Origin of the sequence: Paraplanobispora siamensis, assembly GCF_016863175.1 — a bacterium.
In the GTDB taxonomy this organism is placed as follows: Bacteria; Actinomycetota; Actinomycetes; order Streptosporangiales; family Streptosporangiaceae; genus Planobispora; species Planobispora siamensis.
Window position 1 is genome coordinate 1 of sequence record NZ_BOOJ01000021.1, and the last position, 16,073, is coordinate 16,073.

At 71.6% G+C, this 16,073-nt stretch carries 18 protein-coding genes; 7 read left to right on the plus strand and 11 right to left on the minus strand.

Annotation, left to right across the window (positions count from 1 at the left end; translation table 11 throughout):
• From Psi01_RS10515 to Psi01_RS10540, 6 genes are all read right to left on the minus strand, one after another.
• Positions 1–1,028: TcpE family conjugal transfer membrane protein (locus tag Psi01_RS10515; RefSeq protein ID WP_275424514.1), on the minus strand; the 1,028-nt coding region annotated here is incomplete at its 3' end.
• Between the two features lie 47 nt (positions 1,029–1,075).
• Entirely contained in the window at positions 1,076–1,351 is a 276-nt protein-coding gene (locus Psi01_RS10520; RefSeq protein ID WP_239127463.1) for a hypothetical protein, read from the minus strand.
• Between the two features lie 163 nt (positions 1,352–1,514).
• A complete protein-coding gene (locus tag Psi01_RS10525) occupies positions 1,515–2,246 on the minus strand; it encodes a conjugal transfer protein (protein ID WP_239127447.1) in 732 nt (243 codons plus the stop codon).
• A gap of 754 nt (positions 2,247–3,000) precedes the next feature.
• Positions 3,001–3,174, minus strand: a complete 174-nt coding sequence (locus Psi01_RS10530) for a hypothetical protein (protein ID WP_204063776.1) — start codon at positions 3,172–3,174, stop codon at positions 3,001–3,003.
• Positions 3,175–3,678: 504 nt separating this feature from the next.
• Positions 3,679–4,767, minus strand: a complete 1,089-nt coding sequence (gene ychF / locus Psi01_RS10535; RefSeq protein WP_204063777.1) for a redox-regulated ATPase YchF — start codon at positions 4,765–4,767, stop codon at positions 3,679–3,681.
• A gap of 124 nt (positions 4,768–4,891) precedes the next feature.
• Positions 4,892–5,821, minus strand: a complete 930-nt coding sequence (locus Psi01_RS10540; protein ID WP_204063778.1) for a hypothetical protein — start codon at positions 5,819–5,821, stop codon at positions 4,892–4,894.
• A 133-nt stretch (positions 5,822–5,954) separates the two neighbouring features.
• Here Psi01_RS10540 and Psi01_RS10545 point away from each other — a divergent pair, with 133 nt between their 5' ends.
• Together Psi01_RS10545 and Psi01_RS10550 are read left to right on the plus strand one after the other, a co-directional pair.
• The gene (locus Psi01_RS10545; RefSeq protein WP_204063779.1) at positions 5,955–7,268 is read left to right on the plus strand and encodes a DNA recombination protein RmuC; all 1,314 of its coding nucleotides are present in this window, start codon (positions 5,955–5,957) and stop codon (positions 7,266–7,268) included.
• Between the two features lie 80 nt (positions 7,269–7,348).
• Positions 7,349–7,873 (plus strand): DUF6542 domain-containing protein, encoded by a 525-nt coding sequence (locus Psi01_RS10550; RefSeq protein ID WP_204063780.1) that lies wholly within the window; start codon positions 7,349–7,351, stop codon positions 7,871–7,873.
• A gap of 141 nt (positions 7,874–8,014) precedes the next feature.
• On the opposite strand, the gene Psi01_RS10555 is transcribed toward Psi01_RS10550, so the two are convergent.
• Complete coding sequence (locus Psi01_RS10555; RefSeq protein WP_204063781.1) at positions 8,015–8,986, minus strand: 4-hydroxy-3-methylbut-2-enyl diphosphate reductase; 972 nt, start codon at positions 8,984–8,986, stop codon at positions 8,015–8,017.
• Between the two features lie 111 nt (positions 8,987–9,097).
• Between Psi01_RS10555 and Psi01_RS10560 the strand changes: the two genes are divergently transcribed.
• Together Psi01_RS10560 and xseA are read left to right on the plus strand one after the other, a co-directional pair.
• Positions 9,098–10,126 (plus strand): DUF8129 domain-containing protein, encoded by a 1,029-nt coding sequence (locus tag Psi01_RS10560; RefSeq protein ID WP_204063782.1) that lies wholly within the window; start codon positions 9,098–9,100, stop codon positions 10,124–10,126.
• Between the two features lie 61 nt (positions 10,127–10,187).
• Positions 10,188–11,573: an exodeoxyribonuclease VII large subunit gene (gene xseA / locus Psi01_RS10565; protein ID WP_204063783.1), complete on the plus strand. Its 1,386-nt coding sequence runs from the start codon at positions 10,188–10,190 to the stop codon at positions 11,571–11,573.
• Here the strand turns inward: xseA and Psi01_RS10570 are convergent.
• Positions 11,551–12,021: a GNAT family N-acetyltransferase gene (locus tag Psi01_RS10570; RefSeq protein WP_204063784.1), complete on the minus strand. Its 471-nt coding sequence runs from the start codon at positions 12,019–12,021 to the stop codon at positions 11,551–11,553. The two genes, xseA and Psi01_RS10570, sit on opposite strands and share 23 nt — an antisense overlap.
• 137 nt (positions 12,022–12,158) lie before the next feature.
• Here Psi01_RS10570 and Psi01_RS10575 point away from each other — a divergent pair, with 137 nt between their 5' ends.
• Together Psi01_RS10575 and Psi01_RS10580 are read left to right on the plus strand one after the other, a co-directional pair.
• On the plus strand, positions 12,159–12,662 hold the full coding sequence (locus Psi01_RS10575; RefSeq protein WP_204063785.1) for a hypothetical protein: 504 nt from the start codon (positions 12,159–12,161) through the stop codon (positions 12,660–12,662).
• A gap of 55 nt (positions 12,663–12,717) precedes the next feature.
• Positions 12,718–12,945 carry an exodeoxyribonuclease VII small subunit gene (locus Psi01_RS10580; RefSeq protein WP_204063786.1) on the plus strand — a complete coding sequence of 76 codons (228 nt, stop codon included), beginning with the start codon at positions 12,718–12,720 and terminating at the stop codon, positions 12,943–12,945.
• 12 nt (positions 12,946–12,957) lie between these two features.
• Here the strand turns inward: Psi01_RS10580 and Psi01_RS10585 are convergent, their stop codons facing one another.
• Together Psi01_RS10585 and Psi01_RS10590 are read right to left on the minus strand one after the other, a co-directional pair.
• Positions 12,958–13,539: a DUF4245 domain-containing protein gene (locus Psi01_RS10585; protein WP_204063787.1), complete on the minus strand. Its 582-nt coding sequence runs from the start codon at positions 13,537–13,539 to the stop codon at positions 12,958–12,960.
• A gap of 53 nt (positions 13,540–13,592) precedes the next feature.
• Positions 13,593–14,210, minus strand: a complete 618-nt coding sequence (locus tag Psi01_RS10590; RefSeq protein ID WP_204063788.1) for a TetR/AcrR family transcriptional regulator — start codon at positions 14,208–14,210, stop codon at positions 13,593–13,595.
• A gap of 68 nt (positions 14,211–14,278) precedes the next feature.
• On the opposite strand from Psi01_RS10590, the gene glpX reads away from it, so the two are divergent.
• Positions 14,279–15,313 carry a class II fructose-bisphosphatase gene (gene glpX / locus Psi01_RS10595; RefSeq protein ID WP_204063789.1) on the plus strand — a complete coding sequence of 345 codons (1,035 nt, stop codon included), beginning with the start codon at positions 14,279–14,281 and terminating at the stop codon, positions 15,311–15,313.
• 111 nt (positions 15,314–15,424) lie between these two features.
• Here the strand turns inward: glpX and Psi01_RS10600 are convergent, their stop codons facing one another.
• Positions 15,425–16,027, minus strand: coding sequence for a DUF1707 SHOCT-like domain-containing protein (locus tag Psi01_RS10600; RefSeq protein ID WP_204063790.1), 603 nt, complete (start codon positions 16,025–16,027; stop codon positions 15,425–15,427).
• Positions 16,028–16,073: the final 46 nt, after the last annotated feature.

A 16,073-nucleotide genomic window follows, 5' to 3' on the forward strand; every position in this document is an offset into this window, starting at 1 on the left:
GGCCGTACGCCGGAACTCCCCGCCTCCGGCCGTACGCCGGAACTCCCCGCCTCCGGCCGTACGCCGGAACTCCCCGCCTCCGGCCGTGCGCCGGGAGACGTCCCCTCCGTCGCCGGTGCCGACGCCACGAGACGGTCACCCCGCGTGCCGCGCCTGTCAGGATCGGCCGGCTTCCCGGCCACGAGCCGGTCGGCTCGCACGGGCCGCACGCCAGAGGCGGGCCGCGCATCAGGAGCAGGATGCGCACCAGGCGCAGGACGCGCGTCAGAGACGGGCTGCGCCTCAGAAGCAAGCCGCATATCGGCAGCGGGCCGTACGTCAGAAGCAGTCCGCGCATCGGGCACAGGCCGCGCGTCAGAGACGGACTGCGCCTCAGGCTCAGGCCGCACATCAGCCGCGTGCCGTACGTCAGGAACGGGCCAGGGGGACGAGGGCACGTCGGCGGGCGGGGCGGCATGGCCGAGGGCGGGGGCGGTGCCCTTGCGGGGGACGACGGCCGTGCCCCAGACCACGCGGTCACCTGCGACCGGGGCGGAGGCCGCCGCGGCGGCGGCTGCGGCCACGGCGGGGCGGACCGTCCGCGAGGGCGAGACCGCCCGCTTCGACTGCGCGTGGCGTGCCCGGCGGGGGGTCTTGACCCGGACCGGCGCGGCCGGCTGCGGGGTGGCGCGCCAGACCCGGCCGGTGAGGGTGATCTCCGTGGGCTCCGCGTCGGGGGCCATCCTGCACCAGGTCCGCGGCTCGCCCATGTAGCGCACCTGCGACTGCAGCAGCTCCGTGAGCCTCTTGCTCTCGATCACCGGCCGGGTGGACAGCCAGGTCACCACTCCCGGCGGAACCAGGTAGAGGACGTGCCAGGGAGTCTGGAAGGGCACACCGACCAGCCACAGCAGGAGCGACCACGGTGCCATCACACCCACGAACACACCGATCCAGACAATCGGAAGCGGCATCGGCAGCCGTAGGTCGTACAGCTTGTAGAGCCGCTTCTCAATTCGCCAGATATTGGTATAAGTGGGCAGATCCACCCGCTCCTCCTTTCTGCTGCTCGATGTCCGGCCGCACGGGTGCGGTCTCAGCCTCCGGTGATACCCAGGGCGCCGGCGATCGCCTTGGCCGTCACCTCGATGATGTTGGGCACGTAGAAGATCACGCCGATCGCGATGGCCAGGATGATGAACTGCACGAACCTGGTGATCTCTCGCGTGAACAGGAAGAACAGGGCCACCACAGAGACGATGACGAGGAAGAGCGGGGCGAAGAACCGGCGCAGGAAGTCGGCCAGGCCCTCGGTGTTCACGCCCCCCGTAGGACCTGCCGGAGGGTTGGTCGGCTGAGCAAGATCGATCATGCTCAGCAGGATGGTCTTCAGGGTCACTTCTCGTCCTCCGTGCTCATGATCGCCGATTTCCGGCGGTCATGGGCGCGCGACGCGCGCGCGTCGGCCGCCTCACCGCCGGTTCGCCGATCAGGGGGGCTCTGTTCACTGCGGACTGGCACCGTTCGATCATGCGTCATCCCGCGGACCGTTCCGCGCCGCGGATCTCTTTGACGAACCACTTGCCGTCCTGCTCGACCACGGTGAGGACGTAGGACTGTTCCAGCTTCCCGCTCATGTCGCCCGGATCGCCGGGGGTGGGCTCGGCGGAGGGGGCCGCTCCGGTGGGCACGCCCCAGACCACCGTGGCGGTCACCTCCCGGGTCGCGCCGCTGACGAGCGGCACGACGAGGTCCTTGAGCTCCACGAAGGTGAACGCGCCTCCGAACCCCTCCAGGGTGACGCCCGAGGCGGCGTACTGCTGCAGGGAGGCGGTGTCGCTCGCCGCGTAGGCCTTGAAGAAGTTGGCCATGGGAGTGCGCAGCTCCCGCTCGACGGCGTCGTCGCGCTCGGGCGTGGGCAGCACGGGCAGGTTCGCCGCCGACGGGGCCGGCAGGATGCCCGGACGCCCCGAGACCACGAACCGCCCGGTCTGCGGGTCGTAGAAGACCGGCACGGACAGCAGCTGCCGGCGGTTGCCCGACTGGTACATCAGGGTCACGACCGCGTTCGAGCCGTCGACGACCCGGGTGTCGTACGGCTGGATCGCCCCGGCGCTCATCCTCCCGAGGCCGTCCCAGCCGAACTGCGGCTCGGCCCCGTCGGGCAGGAAGGGGGCCAGGCGGCCGGCCCGCTCCGACGCGCGGACGGCGTCGAAATTCAGGTAGACGGCCGCGAACTGGCTGGCGAAAGACGTCGCCTCCGTCACGGGGAATCCCTGGTCGGTGGGGGTGGAAGCGGTTCCTTCCGCCGCTCCTTGCTGAGTAAATCGCTCAAAAGGTGCACGGACCCCATTTACCACGATAACCACTATTAACGCCCACAGAATGACGCGACCGGTCCACACCAGCCAGCGCCCGCCGCCACCGGACCAGCGCCCGCGACGCGGCGTCCGCCCACGCGCCGGGGCGCGCTCGGGATCGTCGAACTCCTCCGTGTACGCCGAAAGCTCAGGGTCGCCAGCGATCCGCGGATCCTGCTGGACGGTGGACCTTCGAGCCATCACGCCTCCGCTCGCGCCGATTCCCCCGGTTGGCGCGGTGTCGTATTACTCCCGATCCCGTTAGCCATGGTGAAGTAATTACCCTAACCGCCTTGCCGATTCTTCCAGGAAAACCACGCCCATGCTGCAGGCATCGCCCTCACTGAGCAAACCGGATCTGGGAGCGGCCGGGCGGTCCGGACCGTTCAGGGCGATGAGCGCAGCACATTACTCCTGGCCAGCGCGGGGACCGGTTACCCAAACGCCATCCCTTGCTATCCATTGAGCGCCGTGACTGTCTCGACCTGCGCCTTTGGGAGAAGGGGCGGCTGAGGGCGGCGTGACGTGACGTCACCGGACCCTCACGCCACGGCACCCCCGCCGGGCGGGCGGAGGCGCCGGCCGTACGGATCCCGTACGGCTCAGCCAGGCGAGGGCCGCGTGGACCGCGTACGGCTCGACCGGGCGGAGGCCGTACGGATCACTCGGGCGGAGGATCGAAGCCCGTGCACGGCTGAAGCGTCCACGAGCGGCGGATTCGCGCGTCGAGCAGCTTGCGCACCAGCTCCGGGTCCATCTCCTTCAGCACCTGGAGAGGAAGGCTGCTCGGCTCGGACCGATCGGCGGGTTCCGGTGTCTTCCTTCTGCTGGTCATATCCGCAGCCTGCGCCTCCTCCCTGCGGATGTCCAGGCGGAGCCGGACTCCGGAAGGCCCGCCCGCGCGGCGGACCGGACCCCGCCGGACCGAATCCCCATCCGATCCGTCAGCGGCTGCGCACCGAGCGCACATCATGCGCGTCTTCCCCCTCGTCCGCATCCCCGACCCCCGGCGACGACCGGGCCCGGCATCGCGAAGATCACTTATGGCGGGGAGGGCCGCTTCTCCGCCTGGGCGCCGACCGCCTCCGGACGCCTGCACGACCCGCCGGCCTCCGACACCGACCGCCACAGGGGGACGGCGCCGTCGCCATCCGGCACCCGGTACGTGAGCGTCAAGGCGTCCGGATCGTGGTCGACCGTCCGCAAGCAGCCGGGCGTCCCGCAGGGCCACCGCTTTCCGCGGTCATGACGCGTCCGGCCCGGACGGGGGCGGTGAGCCACCCGGCCGGGCCGGACATGTGTACGCCGTGAGCGGCTGCCGGACGCGCGCCGTGAGCGGCTAGACGTTGAAGCGGAACTCCACGACGTCGCCGTCGCGCATGACGTAGTCCTTGCCCTCGATGCGGGCCTTGCCCACCTGCCGGGCCGCGGCGATGGAGCCGGCCTCGACCAGCTCGTCGAAGGAGACGATCTCGGCCTTGATGAAGCCGCGCTGGAAGTCGGTGTGGATGACCCCGGCGGCCTCGGGGGCGGTCGCGCCCTTGCGGATCGTCCAGGCCCGCGTCTCCTTGGGACCGGCCGTCAGATAGGTCTGCAGGCCGAGGGTCTCGAACCCGACGCGTGCGAGCTGCGACAGGCCCGACTCCTCCTGACCCACGGACTGCAGCAGCTCCAGGGCCTCCTCGTCGGAGAGCTCGACCAGCTCGGACTCGATCTTGGCGTCCAGGAAGACCGCCTCGGCGGGGGCCACGAGCCCCGACAGCCGGGCCCGCAGTTCCTCGTCGACCAGCTCGTCGGCGTCGAGGTTGAAGACGTACAGGAACGGCTTGGCCGTCAGCAGGTGCAGCTCGCGCAGGTCGGCCGGGTCGATGCCGGCGCCCTTGGCCCCGGCGTAGAGCGTCGTTCCGCCGTCGAGGAGCTTGGACGCAGCCTCGGCGGCGTCCAGCGTGGCCTTGCGGTCCTTGTTGGTCCTGGCCTCCTTCTGCAGGCGCGGGATCGCCTTCTCCAGCGTCTGCAGGTCGGCGAGGATCAGCTCGGTGTTGATCGTCTCGATGTCGCGCTCGGGGGCGACGGCGCCGTCCACGTGGGTCACGTCGGGGTCGCTGAAGACCCGGATGACCTGGCAGATCGCATCGGTCTCGCGGATGTTGGCCAGGAACTGGTTGCCCCGCCCCTGACCCTCGGAGGCACCCCGGACGAGCCCGGCGATGTCGACGAACTCGACCTTCGCAGGAATGATCTTCGCGGAGCCGAAGATCTCGGCCAGCTTCTCCAGGCGCGGGTCGGGGACACCGACGATGCCCACGTTGGGCTCGATGGTGGCGAACGGATAGTTCGCCGCCAGGGCGTTGGCGGTCTTGGTCAGCGCGTTGAAAAGCGTGGACTTACCGACGTTGGGCAATCCGACGATGCCGATGCTCAGGCTCACGTGACCCGAGTCTACGGGGAAGCGCGCAGTGCTGCCCGACGCAGGCAGGTCACGGGGCACCCGATCGCGTCGTCCCGCGCATGCGGATCACCGGGCGCCCGGCCGGATGTCCCGCGCAGACACGTCACCGGGCGCCCGGCCCGGATGTCCGGCGCAGGCACGTCACGGGACGCCGGATCCCGGGGTCGCGCACCCGCAGATAGCGGTCGGAGCCCCGGGGGCAGTCTGCGCGGGCCTCGGCCCTGGCCGTCACCTTCGCCCAGGCGCGGCGGGAGGCGCACGGCGCCTTCGCCAGCGCCTCGCGGCTCACCAGCCGCCCTCCCGGCCTGGCCACGCAGTCGCCCACGGAGAGCACCCGCCCGCCCTCTCCCAGGCAGGCGACCGCCCGGCCGTCCAGGGCGATCGCGTCCAGGGACCTGCGGGGACAGGCGGAACTGCGCTCCACCACGGCCAGCACCTTGCCGTACCAGTCCTTGGCCGAGCAGGGCCGCTCCCCCTCGCGCAGCGTCAGGCAGTCACCCGCCCGCAGCACTCCCCCGCCCCGGCCCGGGTCTCCGGGGTGCGGGCCGCGGAGGTTTCGTACGCACGCCGTACGGTCGGACCGCCGGGCGGACGTCTCGGCGTCCGCCTTCTGCGGAGCGGAAGCCTCCGAGGCCGGCGCCTCCGGTGGCGGTTCCTTCGGTGTCGGCTCCTTCGATGTCGGCTCCTTCGATGTCGGCTCCTTCGGGGCCGGCGTGGCGGGAGGCGTCGTGATCCTGACGAACTCGTCGGTGATGACGGGGCAGTCGGGCGCGCGGAGGCCGACCATCGAGATCACCCTGCCGTCGGCGTCGTCGCAGAGCACCAGCGCGAACCTGCCGCCCTCGCGCTCGACGCAGGCCCCCTCCTTCCAGGTGAGCGCGGCGGCGGCCGCCTCGGCCGCCCGCGTCGCCTCGTGCGCCCGCTCGGCGCGCCCGGCGATGAACACTCCCGTCGCGGCGACCACCGCCACCGTGACGACGGCCGTCACCCCGAGCGCGGGCACCGCCCTCGACCCCAGCCCCCGTGTGCCCACAGATGCCCCCCTACTTTCCGTGTTCGCTATCAAACTTTGAGTGATCGGATGCGTTCGCACAAGCGGAACACGAGGGTCAGTCGGAAAGCGTGTCGGACACATGGGAGCCGCCATACCTGGGATCATGCGAAAGATGGACGTCATGGCACTCGTCTTCCAGTTGGCCGTGGGACTCGCGGCGGGGCTCGCGATCGGGTTCCTGCTGGGCCGGGGACGCGCGTCGGCCGGGGCGTCGGACGCCGTCACCCGCCTGGCGGAGGCCGAGGCCCGCGCCGCGGCGGCCGAGGAGAAGGTCCGCTACGTCGAGGAGCAGCTCGCCGAGCGCTTCCAGGCCCTGTCGGCCCGCGCGCTGGACGTCAACAACCTGCGCTTCCTGGAGCTGGCCGAGACCCGGCTGGCCGCCAGCCGCGCCGAGGCCACCGGGGAGCTGGAACAGCGCAAGCAGGCGGTCGAGCACCTGATCGAGCCGCTGAAGGACACCCTGGCCCGGGTCGAGGCGCAGCTGCGCGACACCCAGTCGGGCCAGCGCGCCGCGCACGCCGAGCTGACCCGGCACATCGACGTCATCCGCGAGAGCAACGACCGGCTCCGCGACCAGACCGGCGCCCTGGTCCGGGCCCTGCAGCGGCCCGACGCCCAGGGCCGGTGGGGGGAGCTCCAGCTGCGCAGGGTCGCCGAGATCGCCGGCATGCAGCGCTTCTGCGACTTCGAGGAGCAGGCGAACGCGACGACCGCCGACGGCGCGCTCCGCCCCGACATGGTGGTACGGCTGGCGGGCGGCAAGAACATCGTGGTCGACTCCAAGGTCTCCCTGGCCGCCTATCTGGAGGCCGCGCAGTCCACCGACCCCGACCACCGGTCCTCCCGGCTCGACGCCCACGCCAGGCACGTGCGCGAGCACGTGGACCGGCTGGCCGCCAAGGGCTACTGGCAGGCCTTCAGCCCCGCGCCGGAGTTCGTCGTGCTGTTCATCCCGGGAGAGGCCTTCCTCGCGCCGGCGCTGGAGCGCGACCCCGGCCTGCTGGAGTACGCCATGCGGCGGCGGGTCCACATCGCCACGCCCACCACGCTGATCACCATGCTCAGGACCGCCCAGTACGCCTGGCAGCAGGAGGCGCTCAGCGAGAACGCCCGCGCGGTCTTCGAACTGGGCAAGGAGCTGTACGAACGGCTGAGCACCATGGGCAGGAACATGGACACGATGGGCCGTTCGCTGAGCCGGGCGGTGGAGGCCTACAACCGCACGGTCGGGTCCCTGGAGACGCGGGTGCTGGTGAGCGCCCGCAAGCTGAACGACCTGGGGCTGGTCGACACCGACATGGAGCGGCCCACGACGGTCGAGGACCTGCCCCGCGCGCTCACCTCTCCGGAACTGCTGGAAGAAGACACGCCAAGCTCATCCCTCATCTCCCGATTGAACGGTAAGTTGGCCAACGACCTGCCTTGAAAGGTGTTTCCTGGAACCGGGGTGCGGCGGACACTGGAAACCGCGGGGGCGGCTGTGAGGGGGACGGGCGAGGTGGTCGCATGAGCGAGCGTAGCCGGGCATCCGGCATCCGGCTGACCGCGCGGGGAGCGGTGGCGTCCATGCTGGTGTTCACATTGGCGGGGAGCGTGCTGCACACCCTGCTCGGGCCCTCCGCCCTGGTCGGGGCGGCGTTCGTGGCCGGTTGCGTGGCCGCGGCGTCCCTGGTCAACCCGCGCGACCTGCTCTCGCTGGTGGTCTCCCCACCGTTGATCTTCTTCATCGCCGCGCTGATCGCCGAGGCGGTCCGCTCGTTGTCGGCTGCCTCCCCGGTCCAGGCCTTCGGCCTGGGGATGTTCACCGCGATGTCCGGCGGGGCCCCGTGGCTGTTCGCCGGCACGGCCCTGGTGCTGGTCATCGCCTGGCGGCGCGGGCTGACCCGGTGCGTCCGCGAGCTGCGCGAGGAGGTCCGCGCCGACGCCCCCGGCGTGCCCCGCCCGAGGGTCGGCGACGACAGCGGCTTCGCGCCCGAGCCCGAGGGCTATTTCGAGCCCCGGATCTACGGCACCCCGCGCGAGGGCCAGTGACCTTCCCGGCCCGGCGGGCCGTACCGAGCCCGATGACCCGATGCGCCACACGAACCCGATGAGCACCGTACGGGCCCGGTGAGTGCCGGTACGGCGGCGCCCGGCGCCGCCGTACGACGGGGATGCCTCAGAGGGGATGCCTCAGACGGCCGTGGCCCGGAGGTTCTTGCGCAGCTCGTGCGGGAGGGCGAAGCGCACGTTCTCCTCGACGGAGTGGACTTCCTCGACGTCGTCGAAGCCGTGCTCGGCGAGGCGGGCCAGGACTCCGGCGACCAGCTCGTCCGGGACCGAGGCGCCGCTCGTCACGCCGACGGTGGTGACGCCGTCGAGCCACTCGTCCTCGATGAAGGAGGCGTTGTCGACGAGGTAGGAGGCGTCGGCCCCGTGGTCGAGGGCGACCTCGACCAGGCGCTTGGAGTTGGAGGAGTTCTCCGAGCCGACGACGATGACCAGCTCGGCCTGCGCGGCGATCTCCTTCACCGCGACCTGGCGGTTCTGGGTGGCGTAGCAGATGTCGTCGCTCGGCGGGTCGATGAGGTTGGGGAAGCGCTCCTTGAGCCGGGTGACCGTCTCGGTCGTCTCGTCCACCGACAGCGTGGTCTGCGACAGCCACACCAGCCGCTCGGGGTCCTTGACCTTGACGGAGTCGACGGCGGCCAGACCGTCCACGAGCTGGATGTGGTCGGGCGCCTCGCCCGCGGTACCCTCGACTTCCTCGTGGCCCTCGTGGCCGATCAGCAGAATGTCGTAGTCCTGGGAGGCGAAGCGCTTGGCCTCGTTGTGCACCTTGGTGACCAGCGGGCAGGTGGCGTCGATCGTCTTCAGCCCGCGCTGGGCGGCCTCCCGGTGGACGGCCGGAGAGACGCCGTGGGCGGAGAAGACGACGATGGCGCCCTCGGGAACCTGCTCGGTCTCCTCGACGAAGATCGCTCCGCGCTCTTCCAGCGTCTTGACCACGTGGGTGTTGTGCACGATCTGCTTGCGGACGTAGATCGGCGCGCCGTACTGCTCCAGGGCCTTCTCGACGGCCTGGACCGCCCGGTCGACCCCCGCGCAGTAACCACGGGGCTTCGCCACAAGTACACGACGGGTCGCGCGGGTCTTTGAAGTCATGTTCTTATGCTACGTGGAGTGCCCATGGGTTCCGCTCATGTGCCCCTTGACCTCGCAATGGCCCCGAATGCCAGACAAGCCATCCAATACAGACCTCCCGAGGGAGACGAAATGTCAGTCCCCGATCTCTTCCGCACCGTCGCGGGGAAGGCCAAGGACCTCCCCCTTCACATGTTGCAGACCGCGCTGAGCGGCGTCGGTCAGGCCCTGCTGCTCGGCGACCGGGTGCGCAACCGGCTAAAGCGCCTGGCGGGCAACGACGAGGAGCTGGAGGAGACCTCCCGTACGGCCACCGACCAGCTCGCCGAGACGGACAAGGCCGCCGAGGACAAGCCCGCCCGCCGCGAACCGGTCATCTTCGCCCCCGCCAAGCCCAAGGCCAAGCCCGCCGAGACCGAGCCGGAGCCCGCGGCCGTGAAGCCCGAGCCGGAGCCCGTGGCTGTGAAGCCCGAGCCGGAGCCCGTGGCTGTGAAGCCCGAGCCCGTGAAGGCTGAGACGGTGAAGCCCGAGCCGGTGAAGCCCGAGAGCGCGGCGGAGACCAAGGCCGAACCCGTGGCCGAACCCGTGGCCGAACCCGTCGCCGTCGCCACCGCCGAGCCGGTGGCCGAGCCGGCCGCGACCGAGGCCAACGGCGCCAAGGCCCGGCCCGAGCCGGTCATCTTCGCCCCCGCCAAGCCCAAGGCCAAGCCCGCCGAGGCCGAGCCGGAGCCCGCGGCCGAGATCGCCGCGCCGCCGGCCGTGAAGGTCGAGGTAGCCGAGGTCGAGGTCGCCAAGCCCGAGACTGCCGACGCCGCCGCGGTGGAGGTCGTGAAGACCAGGCCCGCCAAGCCGAGGACGGCCAAGCCGAAGGCCGCGACGACCTCCAGGAGCACGAAGGCCGCCAAGACCCCCAAGGCCGCGGCCAAGCCGGAGAGCGGGACCGGGACGGCCGAGGCCGTCGAGGCCGGCGTCGCGGGCGTGCCCGCCGAGCCGCTGCCCGGGTACGCCGAGCTGACCGTGGCCTCGCTGCGCGCCCGGATGCGGGGCAAGAACGCCGAGCAGATCAGGGACCTGATCGCCTACGAGAAGGCCACCAGCGCGCGTCCCGAGGTGGTGCGGATGTTCGAGAACCGCCTGACCAAGCTCGAAGCCGGCCAGTGATCCCCCGCTCCGCGTAGGCAATCCCCCGCCACGCGTGCGGCGTCCGCGTAGGGTCTTCGCCATGAGCGCGAAGACCACACCGGAGCAGCCGCTGCCGGTCCGCACCGTCCTGCAGATGGTGGGCGGCTGGATCGGCAAGCTCGGCACCGTCTGGGTCGAGGGGCAGATCACCGAGCTGACCGCACGCGGCGGGACGGTGTTCCTGACCCTGCGCGACCCGGTGGCCAACATGTCCGCCCGGGTCACCTGCCCCCGCGGCGTCTACGAGGCGACCGTCCCCCGCCCGGTGGACGGCGCCCGGGTCGTCATGAACCTGAAGCCGGACTTCTGGGTCAACCGGGGCTCCTTCGCGTTCACCGCGCTGGAGATGCGTCCGGTCGGCGTCGGCGAGCTGCTGGCCCGGCTGGAGCGGCTGCGCCAGGTGCTCGCCGCCGAAGGGCTCTTCGGCGCCGACCGCAAGCGCCGCCTGCCCTTCCTGCCCGGCACGATCGGGCTGATCTGCGGTCGCGACTCCGCGGCCGAGCGCGACGTCCTGGAGAACTCGCGCCGCCGCTGGCCCGCCGTGCGCTTCAAGGTCGAGCCGGTCGCCGTGCAGGGGCCGTACGCCGTCGGCGAGGTCACCGAGGCGCTGCGGAAGTTCGACGCGGACGCCGAGATCGACGTGATCGTGATCGCGCGGGGCGGCGGGTCGATGGAGGACCTGCTGCCCTTCTCCGACGAGTCCCTCGTGCGGGCCGTGGCCGCGTGCCGTACCCCGGTGGTCAGCGCCATCGGCCACGAGCAGGACAGCCCGCTGCTCGACCTGGTCGCAGACGTGCGGGCCTCCACCCCCACCGACGCGGCCAAGAAGGTCGTGCCGGACGTCGGCGAGCAGCTCACGCTCGTGCGCCAGCTGCGCGACCGGGGCCGCCGGGTGACCGCCGGCTGGCTGGACCGCGAGACGGCCTGGCTGACGGCGGTCCGCTCCCGGCCGTCGCTGGCCGACCCGGTCCGCGAGATCGAGCGCCGGGCCGAGCAGGCCGAGCAGTTGCGGGACCGGGCCCGGCGTGCGCTAACCGGGTCCCTGGACCGCGCCGGGGACTCCCTGGGGCACCTGCGCGCCCGTCTGGTCGCCCTGTCGCCCGCCGCCACCCTGGAACGCGGCTACGCGATCGTGCAGCGCCCGTCCGGCGACGTCGTACGGCGCGCGGCCGACGTCGCCCCCGGCGACGAGCTGACGGTCCGCTTCGCCGACGACCGGATCACGGTCAGGCACGAAGCCGCCGCGGGAACGCGGACCAAGCGGGAGCCCGCCGCCGGGGCCAGGGCCAGGCGGGGGTCCGCTGCGGGGACGAAGGCGGAGCGGACGCCTGCCGCGGAAGCCGGGGCCGAGCCGGAGCCCGCCGGAGCCGGGGCCGGGCAGGAGTCCGCCCCGGCGCCGAAGGTCAGGAAGAAGCCCGCCACGTGAGCGAGGGATAGCCGTCCTCGACGAAGCCGAACTGCCGGTACAGCGGCTCCCCGTCGGAGGTGGCGTGCAGGTCCACCTTGCGGATGCCCCGGGCCCGGTACCACTCCATGAGCGCGCCCATGATGGCCCTGCTGTGCCCGCGGCGCCGGTGGCCGGGGTCGGTGGTCATCCCCTGGATGTAGCCGTACCTGCCGTCGGGCAGGTACGGCCCGGGGAAGCGGTCGAAAATGAGACCGATCCCACAGGCGGCCAGACCGCCCTGCGGGGCGTCCACCACGTAGACGGCGGTGTCGGAGGTGCCGAGCCGTTCCTTCAGGCTGTCGGCGTAGGCCTCCCGCCAGTGGCTCTCGACGGGGAAGCTGCCGTCCTGCGCCATGCGGTCGGCCAGGATCTGGCGCAGCCGGACCAGCTCGGGGATGTCGTCGGGAGTCGCGTCGCGGACACTCATCGATCCATTCTCCCAAGCTTCTCCCCCGTCTCGTCCCCGAAGGGCAGGACGACCAGGTACGGCAGGCGGGCCGAGCGGAAGAGCACGACGATCAGCGTCACGAGGGCCGCGCCCTCCATCCCGCGGGCGCCGCGATCGTGCTGTCGGGGGCGCTGCTCGTCAACGGGGAACCGTTCCCGCAGGCCGCGCCGTACGTCTCCGGGGACGACGCGCAGGTCATCGGCACCACGACCTGGGCCACGATGTCGATTCCCGGGGTCCGGCGGGTCCACGACCCCAACGCGGGCGGGATCGTGGCCACGACGGCGTCCCGGGTGCTCGTGCTCGACCACCGGGGAGAGACCCGGATGAGCCTTCCCATCAGGAAGTCCGGGGACGGTGATCCCGAGGACGCCTACCACCTCCGGCCGGACGGAGACCGCTTCGTGGTCATCCGGGGCCCTGAAGGGCGCGTCGAGACCTTCGACCCGGCGACCGGCGAACGCCTGCACGGCGTCGTCCCGGTGTTCGCCGGCGACGACTTCCTCGGTGCCGGCCTCGGCTGGTCGGAGCAGGGCCCCTTCCTCGTCAGAAGCGCCCTGAACGAGCGCGTCCACTTCCTCGAACTGGCGACCGGCAGGCTCTGGAGGCGTGACAGGTGATCCGGGGGCGGCGCTGAGCTCTCATCTTCATGGTCGCGCCCCATAAGGTGGGTGGGTGGCTGAGGAGAAGACGCCCTCGTACGAGCAGGCACGCGAGGAGCTGACCGAGGTGGTCCGCCGTCTGGAGGCGGGCGGCCTGACCCTGGAGCAGTCGATCGAGCTGTGGGAGCGGGGTGAGAGGCTCGCCGCGCTATGTGAGGAGTGGCTGCAGGGCGCCCGGGTGAAGCTCGCGGCGGCCATGGCCAAGCGCGGGCAGCCCGCCCCCGGAGAGGCGCCCTTCTGAGCGGCCGGGCCGTCAGTTCGTGGCGGAGGGGGCAGGGGTGGCCGTGGCCGTGGCCGACGGGGTGGCCGTGGCCTGGGGCTGCTGCTTGAGGGAGCCGGCCAGGGCGGTCAGCTCGTCCCACTCCGCGGTGCCGGTGACGACGACGGTCGAGCCGGGCAGGAGCCGTACCAGCGAGCGCTGGTTCTTGTCCTTGCGATAGCGCTGCTCCCAGGTCTCGCCGGCGATCTGGACGCTGCCGACGGCCTGGTTGACGTTGGCCATCCGGCTGGCGAAGCCGGCCGCGGGCTTCTCGTCGCTCTGGACGAGCATCGCGTGCTTGCGCTTGGCCGTGGCGAAGCCGAGCCGCCAGGTGACCACGCCCTTCTGGTTCGTCACCCGGGAGCTGTTGGGGATCCAGTTCGCCGGCACCGGCTCGGGGGTCCAGACCGGGAACGGCGCGTCGCGGCGCAGGTTGGCCACGTCGAACGAGTAGTCGACCCGCGGGATGCGCTCGGTCCTGCTCTGCGGAGTGACGAACAGGAAGACCCCGACGCCGACGAGGCAGACGGCCATCGCGACGACGTAGCCGTAGAAACCCTGAGTGAAGCGTTGCACGACTGGCGAGACTACCCGCCCGGAGGGCCGGTCCCGCGCCGGGGATGGCGGCGTCAGGGGCGGCGGATCTGCCCGATGATGGCCAGGGCGTCCTCGGCGAGCCTGCGGGAGGCGGTCTCGTCCTCCGACAGGGAGACCTCGGAGACCGCGGCGGCCAGGGCTCCGGTGAGGACCACGACCAGCGCCCCCTCGTCGTCCTCGAACAGGGCGGCGTTGCGCTTGGCCCACTGGCGCAGCCGGTCGCGCATGATGACCTCGAAGCCGGGCGGGCCGTCGCCGCGCAGGAACAGCGCGGCCAGCTCACGCTCGGCCAGGCAGCCTTCGAGATAGGCGCGGGCGCCGGCGACGAACAGCCGCATCGGGTCGGTCTCGCCGTCCGCCTTGGCCGCCTGGACCGCCTGCTTGGTGCGCTGGGCCTGGCGGTTCTGGAACTCGTCGAAGAGCGTCAGATAGAGATCGGCCTTGCCGGAGAAGTGGTGGTAGAGGCTGCCCACGCTCGCGCCCGCCCGCGCGACCACGTCGGTGACCCCGGCCTCGGCGAAGCCGCTCGCGACGAAGGTGTCCCTGGCCGCCGCCAGAAGCGAGACGCGCGTGGCGGCGCCCCGCTCGGAGGTCCGTGCAGTCACGCTCGTCACCAACCGTTCCGTGTCGCTGCTCGTGCTGGGACACATTATCCTCCGCGGCCTGGCAAGGAGGGGACAACTACGATTGCCGTAATCCACGAGAGGGGCTTTCCGCCATGTCCGAGCAGACGTCCGTCCCCGCAGCCCTCGCCACGGGCGAGCACGCGCCCGACCGCAACCTCGCGCTCGAACTGGTCCGGGTGACCGAGGCCGCCGCGATGGCCGCGGCCCGCTGGGTGGGACGCGGCGACAAGAACGGTGCCGACGGCGCCGCCGTCAACGCGATGCGTCAGCTCATCAACACGGTTTCGATGAACGGCGTGGTGGTGATCGGCGAAGGGGAGAAGGACAACGCGCCGATGCTCTACAACGGCGAGTCCGTGGGCGACGGCAGCGGTGCCGAGTGCGACGTGGCCGTCGACCCGATCGACGGCACCCGGCTGACCGCCCTGGGCATGCCCAACGGGATCTCGGTCATCGCGGTCAGCGAGCGCGGCTCGATGTACGACCCGTCTGCCGTCTTCTACATGGACAAGCTCGTGACCGGCCCCGAGGCCGCCTCCGCGGTGGACATCAACGCGCCGGTCGCCGACAACATCAGCGCGGTGGCCCGCGCCAAGGGGTGCGGGCCCTCGGACGTCACCGTGGTCATCCTCGACCGGCCCCGGCACGAGAAGATCATCAGGGAGATCCGGGAGGCCGGCGCACGGATCAAGCTCATCACCGACGGTGACGTGGCCGGTGCGATCATGGCGGCCCGCGTCGGCACCGGCATCGACCTGATGCTCGGCATCGGCGGCACGCCCGAGGGCATCATCGCGGCCTGCGCGCTCAAGTGCCTGGGCGGCGTGATCCAGGGCAGGCTGTGGCCGCAGGACGACGCCGAGCGCCGCCGGGCGCTGGACGCGGGGCTCGACCTGGACGCCACGCTGACCACCGACGACCTGGTCAGGTCCGACGACGTGTTCTTCGCGGCCACCGGCATCACCGACGGCGAGCTGATGCAGGGCGTGCGCTACCGCGGCGGGCACGCGGTGACCAGTTCCCTGGTCATGCGCGGCCGGTCCGGCACGATCAGGAAGATCGAGAGCGAGCACCAGCTCTGGAAGCTCCGCGCCTACAGCGCGATCAACTTCGACACCGCAGGCTGAGTCGGCCGAACCGGCCGAACCGGCCGAGCTGGCCGGACCGGCTGAGGCCCCCGGCCCGCGTCCGCACCCGCGCCCGCGCCCGCCCGGTGGAGACCCCCGGGCGGGGGCGGGTCAGCGGCGGAACCAGGAACGGCGGGGGCGCTTGGGCGACTTGGCGACGATGTTGCCCATGGAGACGACGCCGGTGATCTCGATGACCGGGCCGTCGGGCGAGGACGGCACCTGGTTCTTCTTGCCGCCCAGGAACGCCGAGGCGGGCATCTCGATCCGGACCCCCTCCGGCACGATCAGCGTGAGCGTCCCGCCCATCACGGTGACCTGGAGGGTCACGTGCCTGGACTGCAGCAGCGCGTCGCACAGGTCCAGGGTGACGTTGGCGCAGATCGCGGTGGCGGTGAAGTGCGTGGGGACCACCCAGCGGCCCGAGCGCTTCTCCGAGCCGAAGAAGGCCGTCACCGGGCGGACGTCCGTCTGCAGCGGCTGCTCCTCCGGCGGAACGAGATCGGCGATGAGGGCGGTGAGCTCGCCGAGCGTGCGGGCGCCGTAGAGCCTCTCCAGCCGTTCCTCGTGCTCGTCGTGGCTCAGCCGCCCGTCGGCGAGGGCGTCGTTGAGGACCACGGCCACCTGCTCACGGTCGGTGTCCCCCGCCCTCAGGTCGGCGGGTTTCGGCTCTGCGGTGTTCTTACGGATCGCGGGAGGCCTGAAGGAGTCCACCCTTCGACGATAAGCCCTCCCATCACCTGTCCGAGCGGATCGGCAC

Excerpts from the sequence above, each read along its gene's own strand:
- Psi01_RS10520 (WP_239127463.1), bottom strand. The coding sequence starts at position 1,351 with ATGATCGATCTTGCTCAGCCGACCAACCCTCCGGCAGGTCCTACGGGG.
- Psi01_RS10530 (WP_204063776.1), bottom strand. The coding sequence starts at position 3,174 with ATGACCAGCAGAAGGAAGACACCGGAACCCGCCGATCGGTCCGAGCCG.
- Psi01_RS10545 (WP_204063779.1), top strand. The coding sequence starts at position 5,955 with ATGGACGTCATGGCACTCGTCTTCCAGTTGGCCGTGGGACTCGCGGCG.
- Psi01_RS10550 (WP_204063780.1), top strand. The coding sequence starts at position 7,349 with ATGAGCGAGCGTAGCCGGGCATCCGGCATCCGGCTGACCGCGCGGGGA.
- Psi01_RS10555 (WP_204063781.1), bottom strand. The coding sequence starts at position 8,986 with ATGACTTCAAAGACCCGCGCGACCCGTCGTGTACTTGTGGCGAAGCCC.
- Psi01_RS10560 (WP_204063782.1), top strand. The coding sequence starts at position 9,098 with ATGTCAGTCCCCGATCTCTTCCGCACCGTCGCGGGGAAGGCCAAGGAC.
- xseA (WP_204063783.1), top strand. The coding sequence starts at position 10,188 with ATGAGCGCGAAGACCACACCGGAGCAGCCGCTGCCGGTCCGCACCGTC.
- Psi01_RS10570 (WP_204063784.1), bottom strand. The coding sequence starts at position 12,021 with ATGAGTGTCCGCGACGCGACTCCCGACGACATCCCCGAGCTGGTCCGG.
- Psi01_RS10590 (WP_204063788.1), bottom strand. The coding sequence starts at position 14,210 with ATGTGTCCCAGCACGAGCAGCGACACGGAACGGTTGGTGACGAGCGTG.
- glpX (WP_204063789.1), top strand. The coding sequence starts at position 14,279 with ATGTCCGAGCAGACGTCCGTCCCCGCAGCCCTCGCCACGGGCGAGCAC.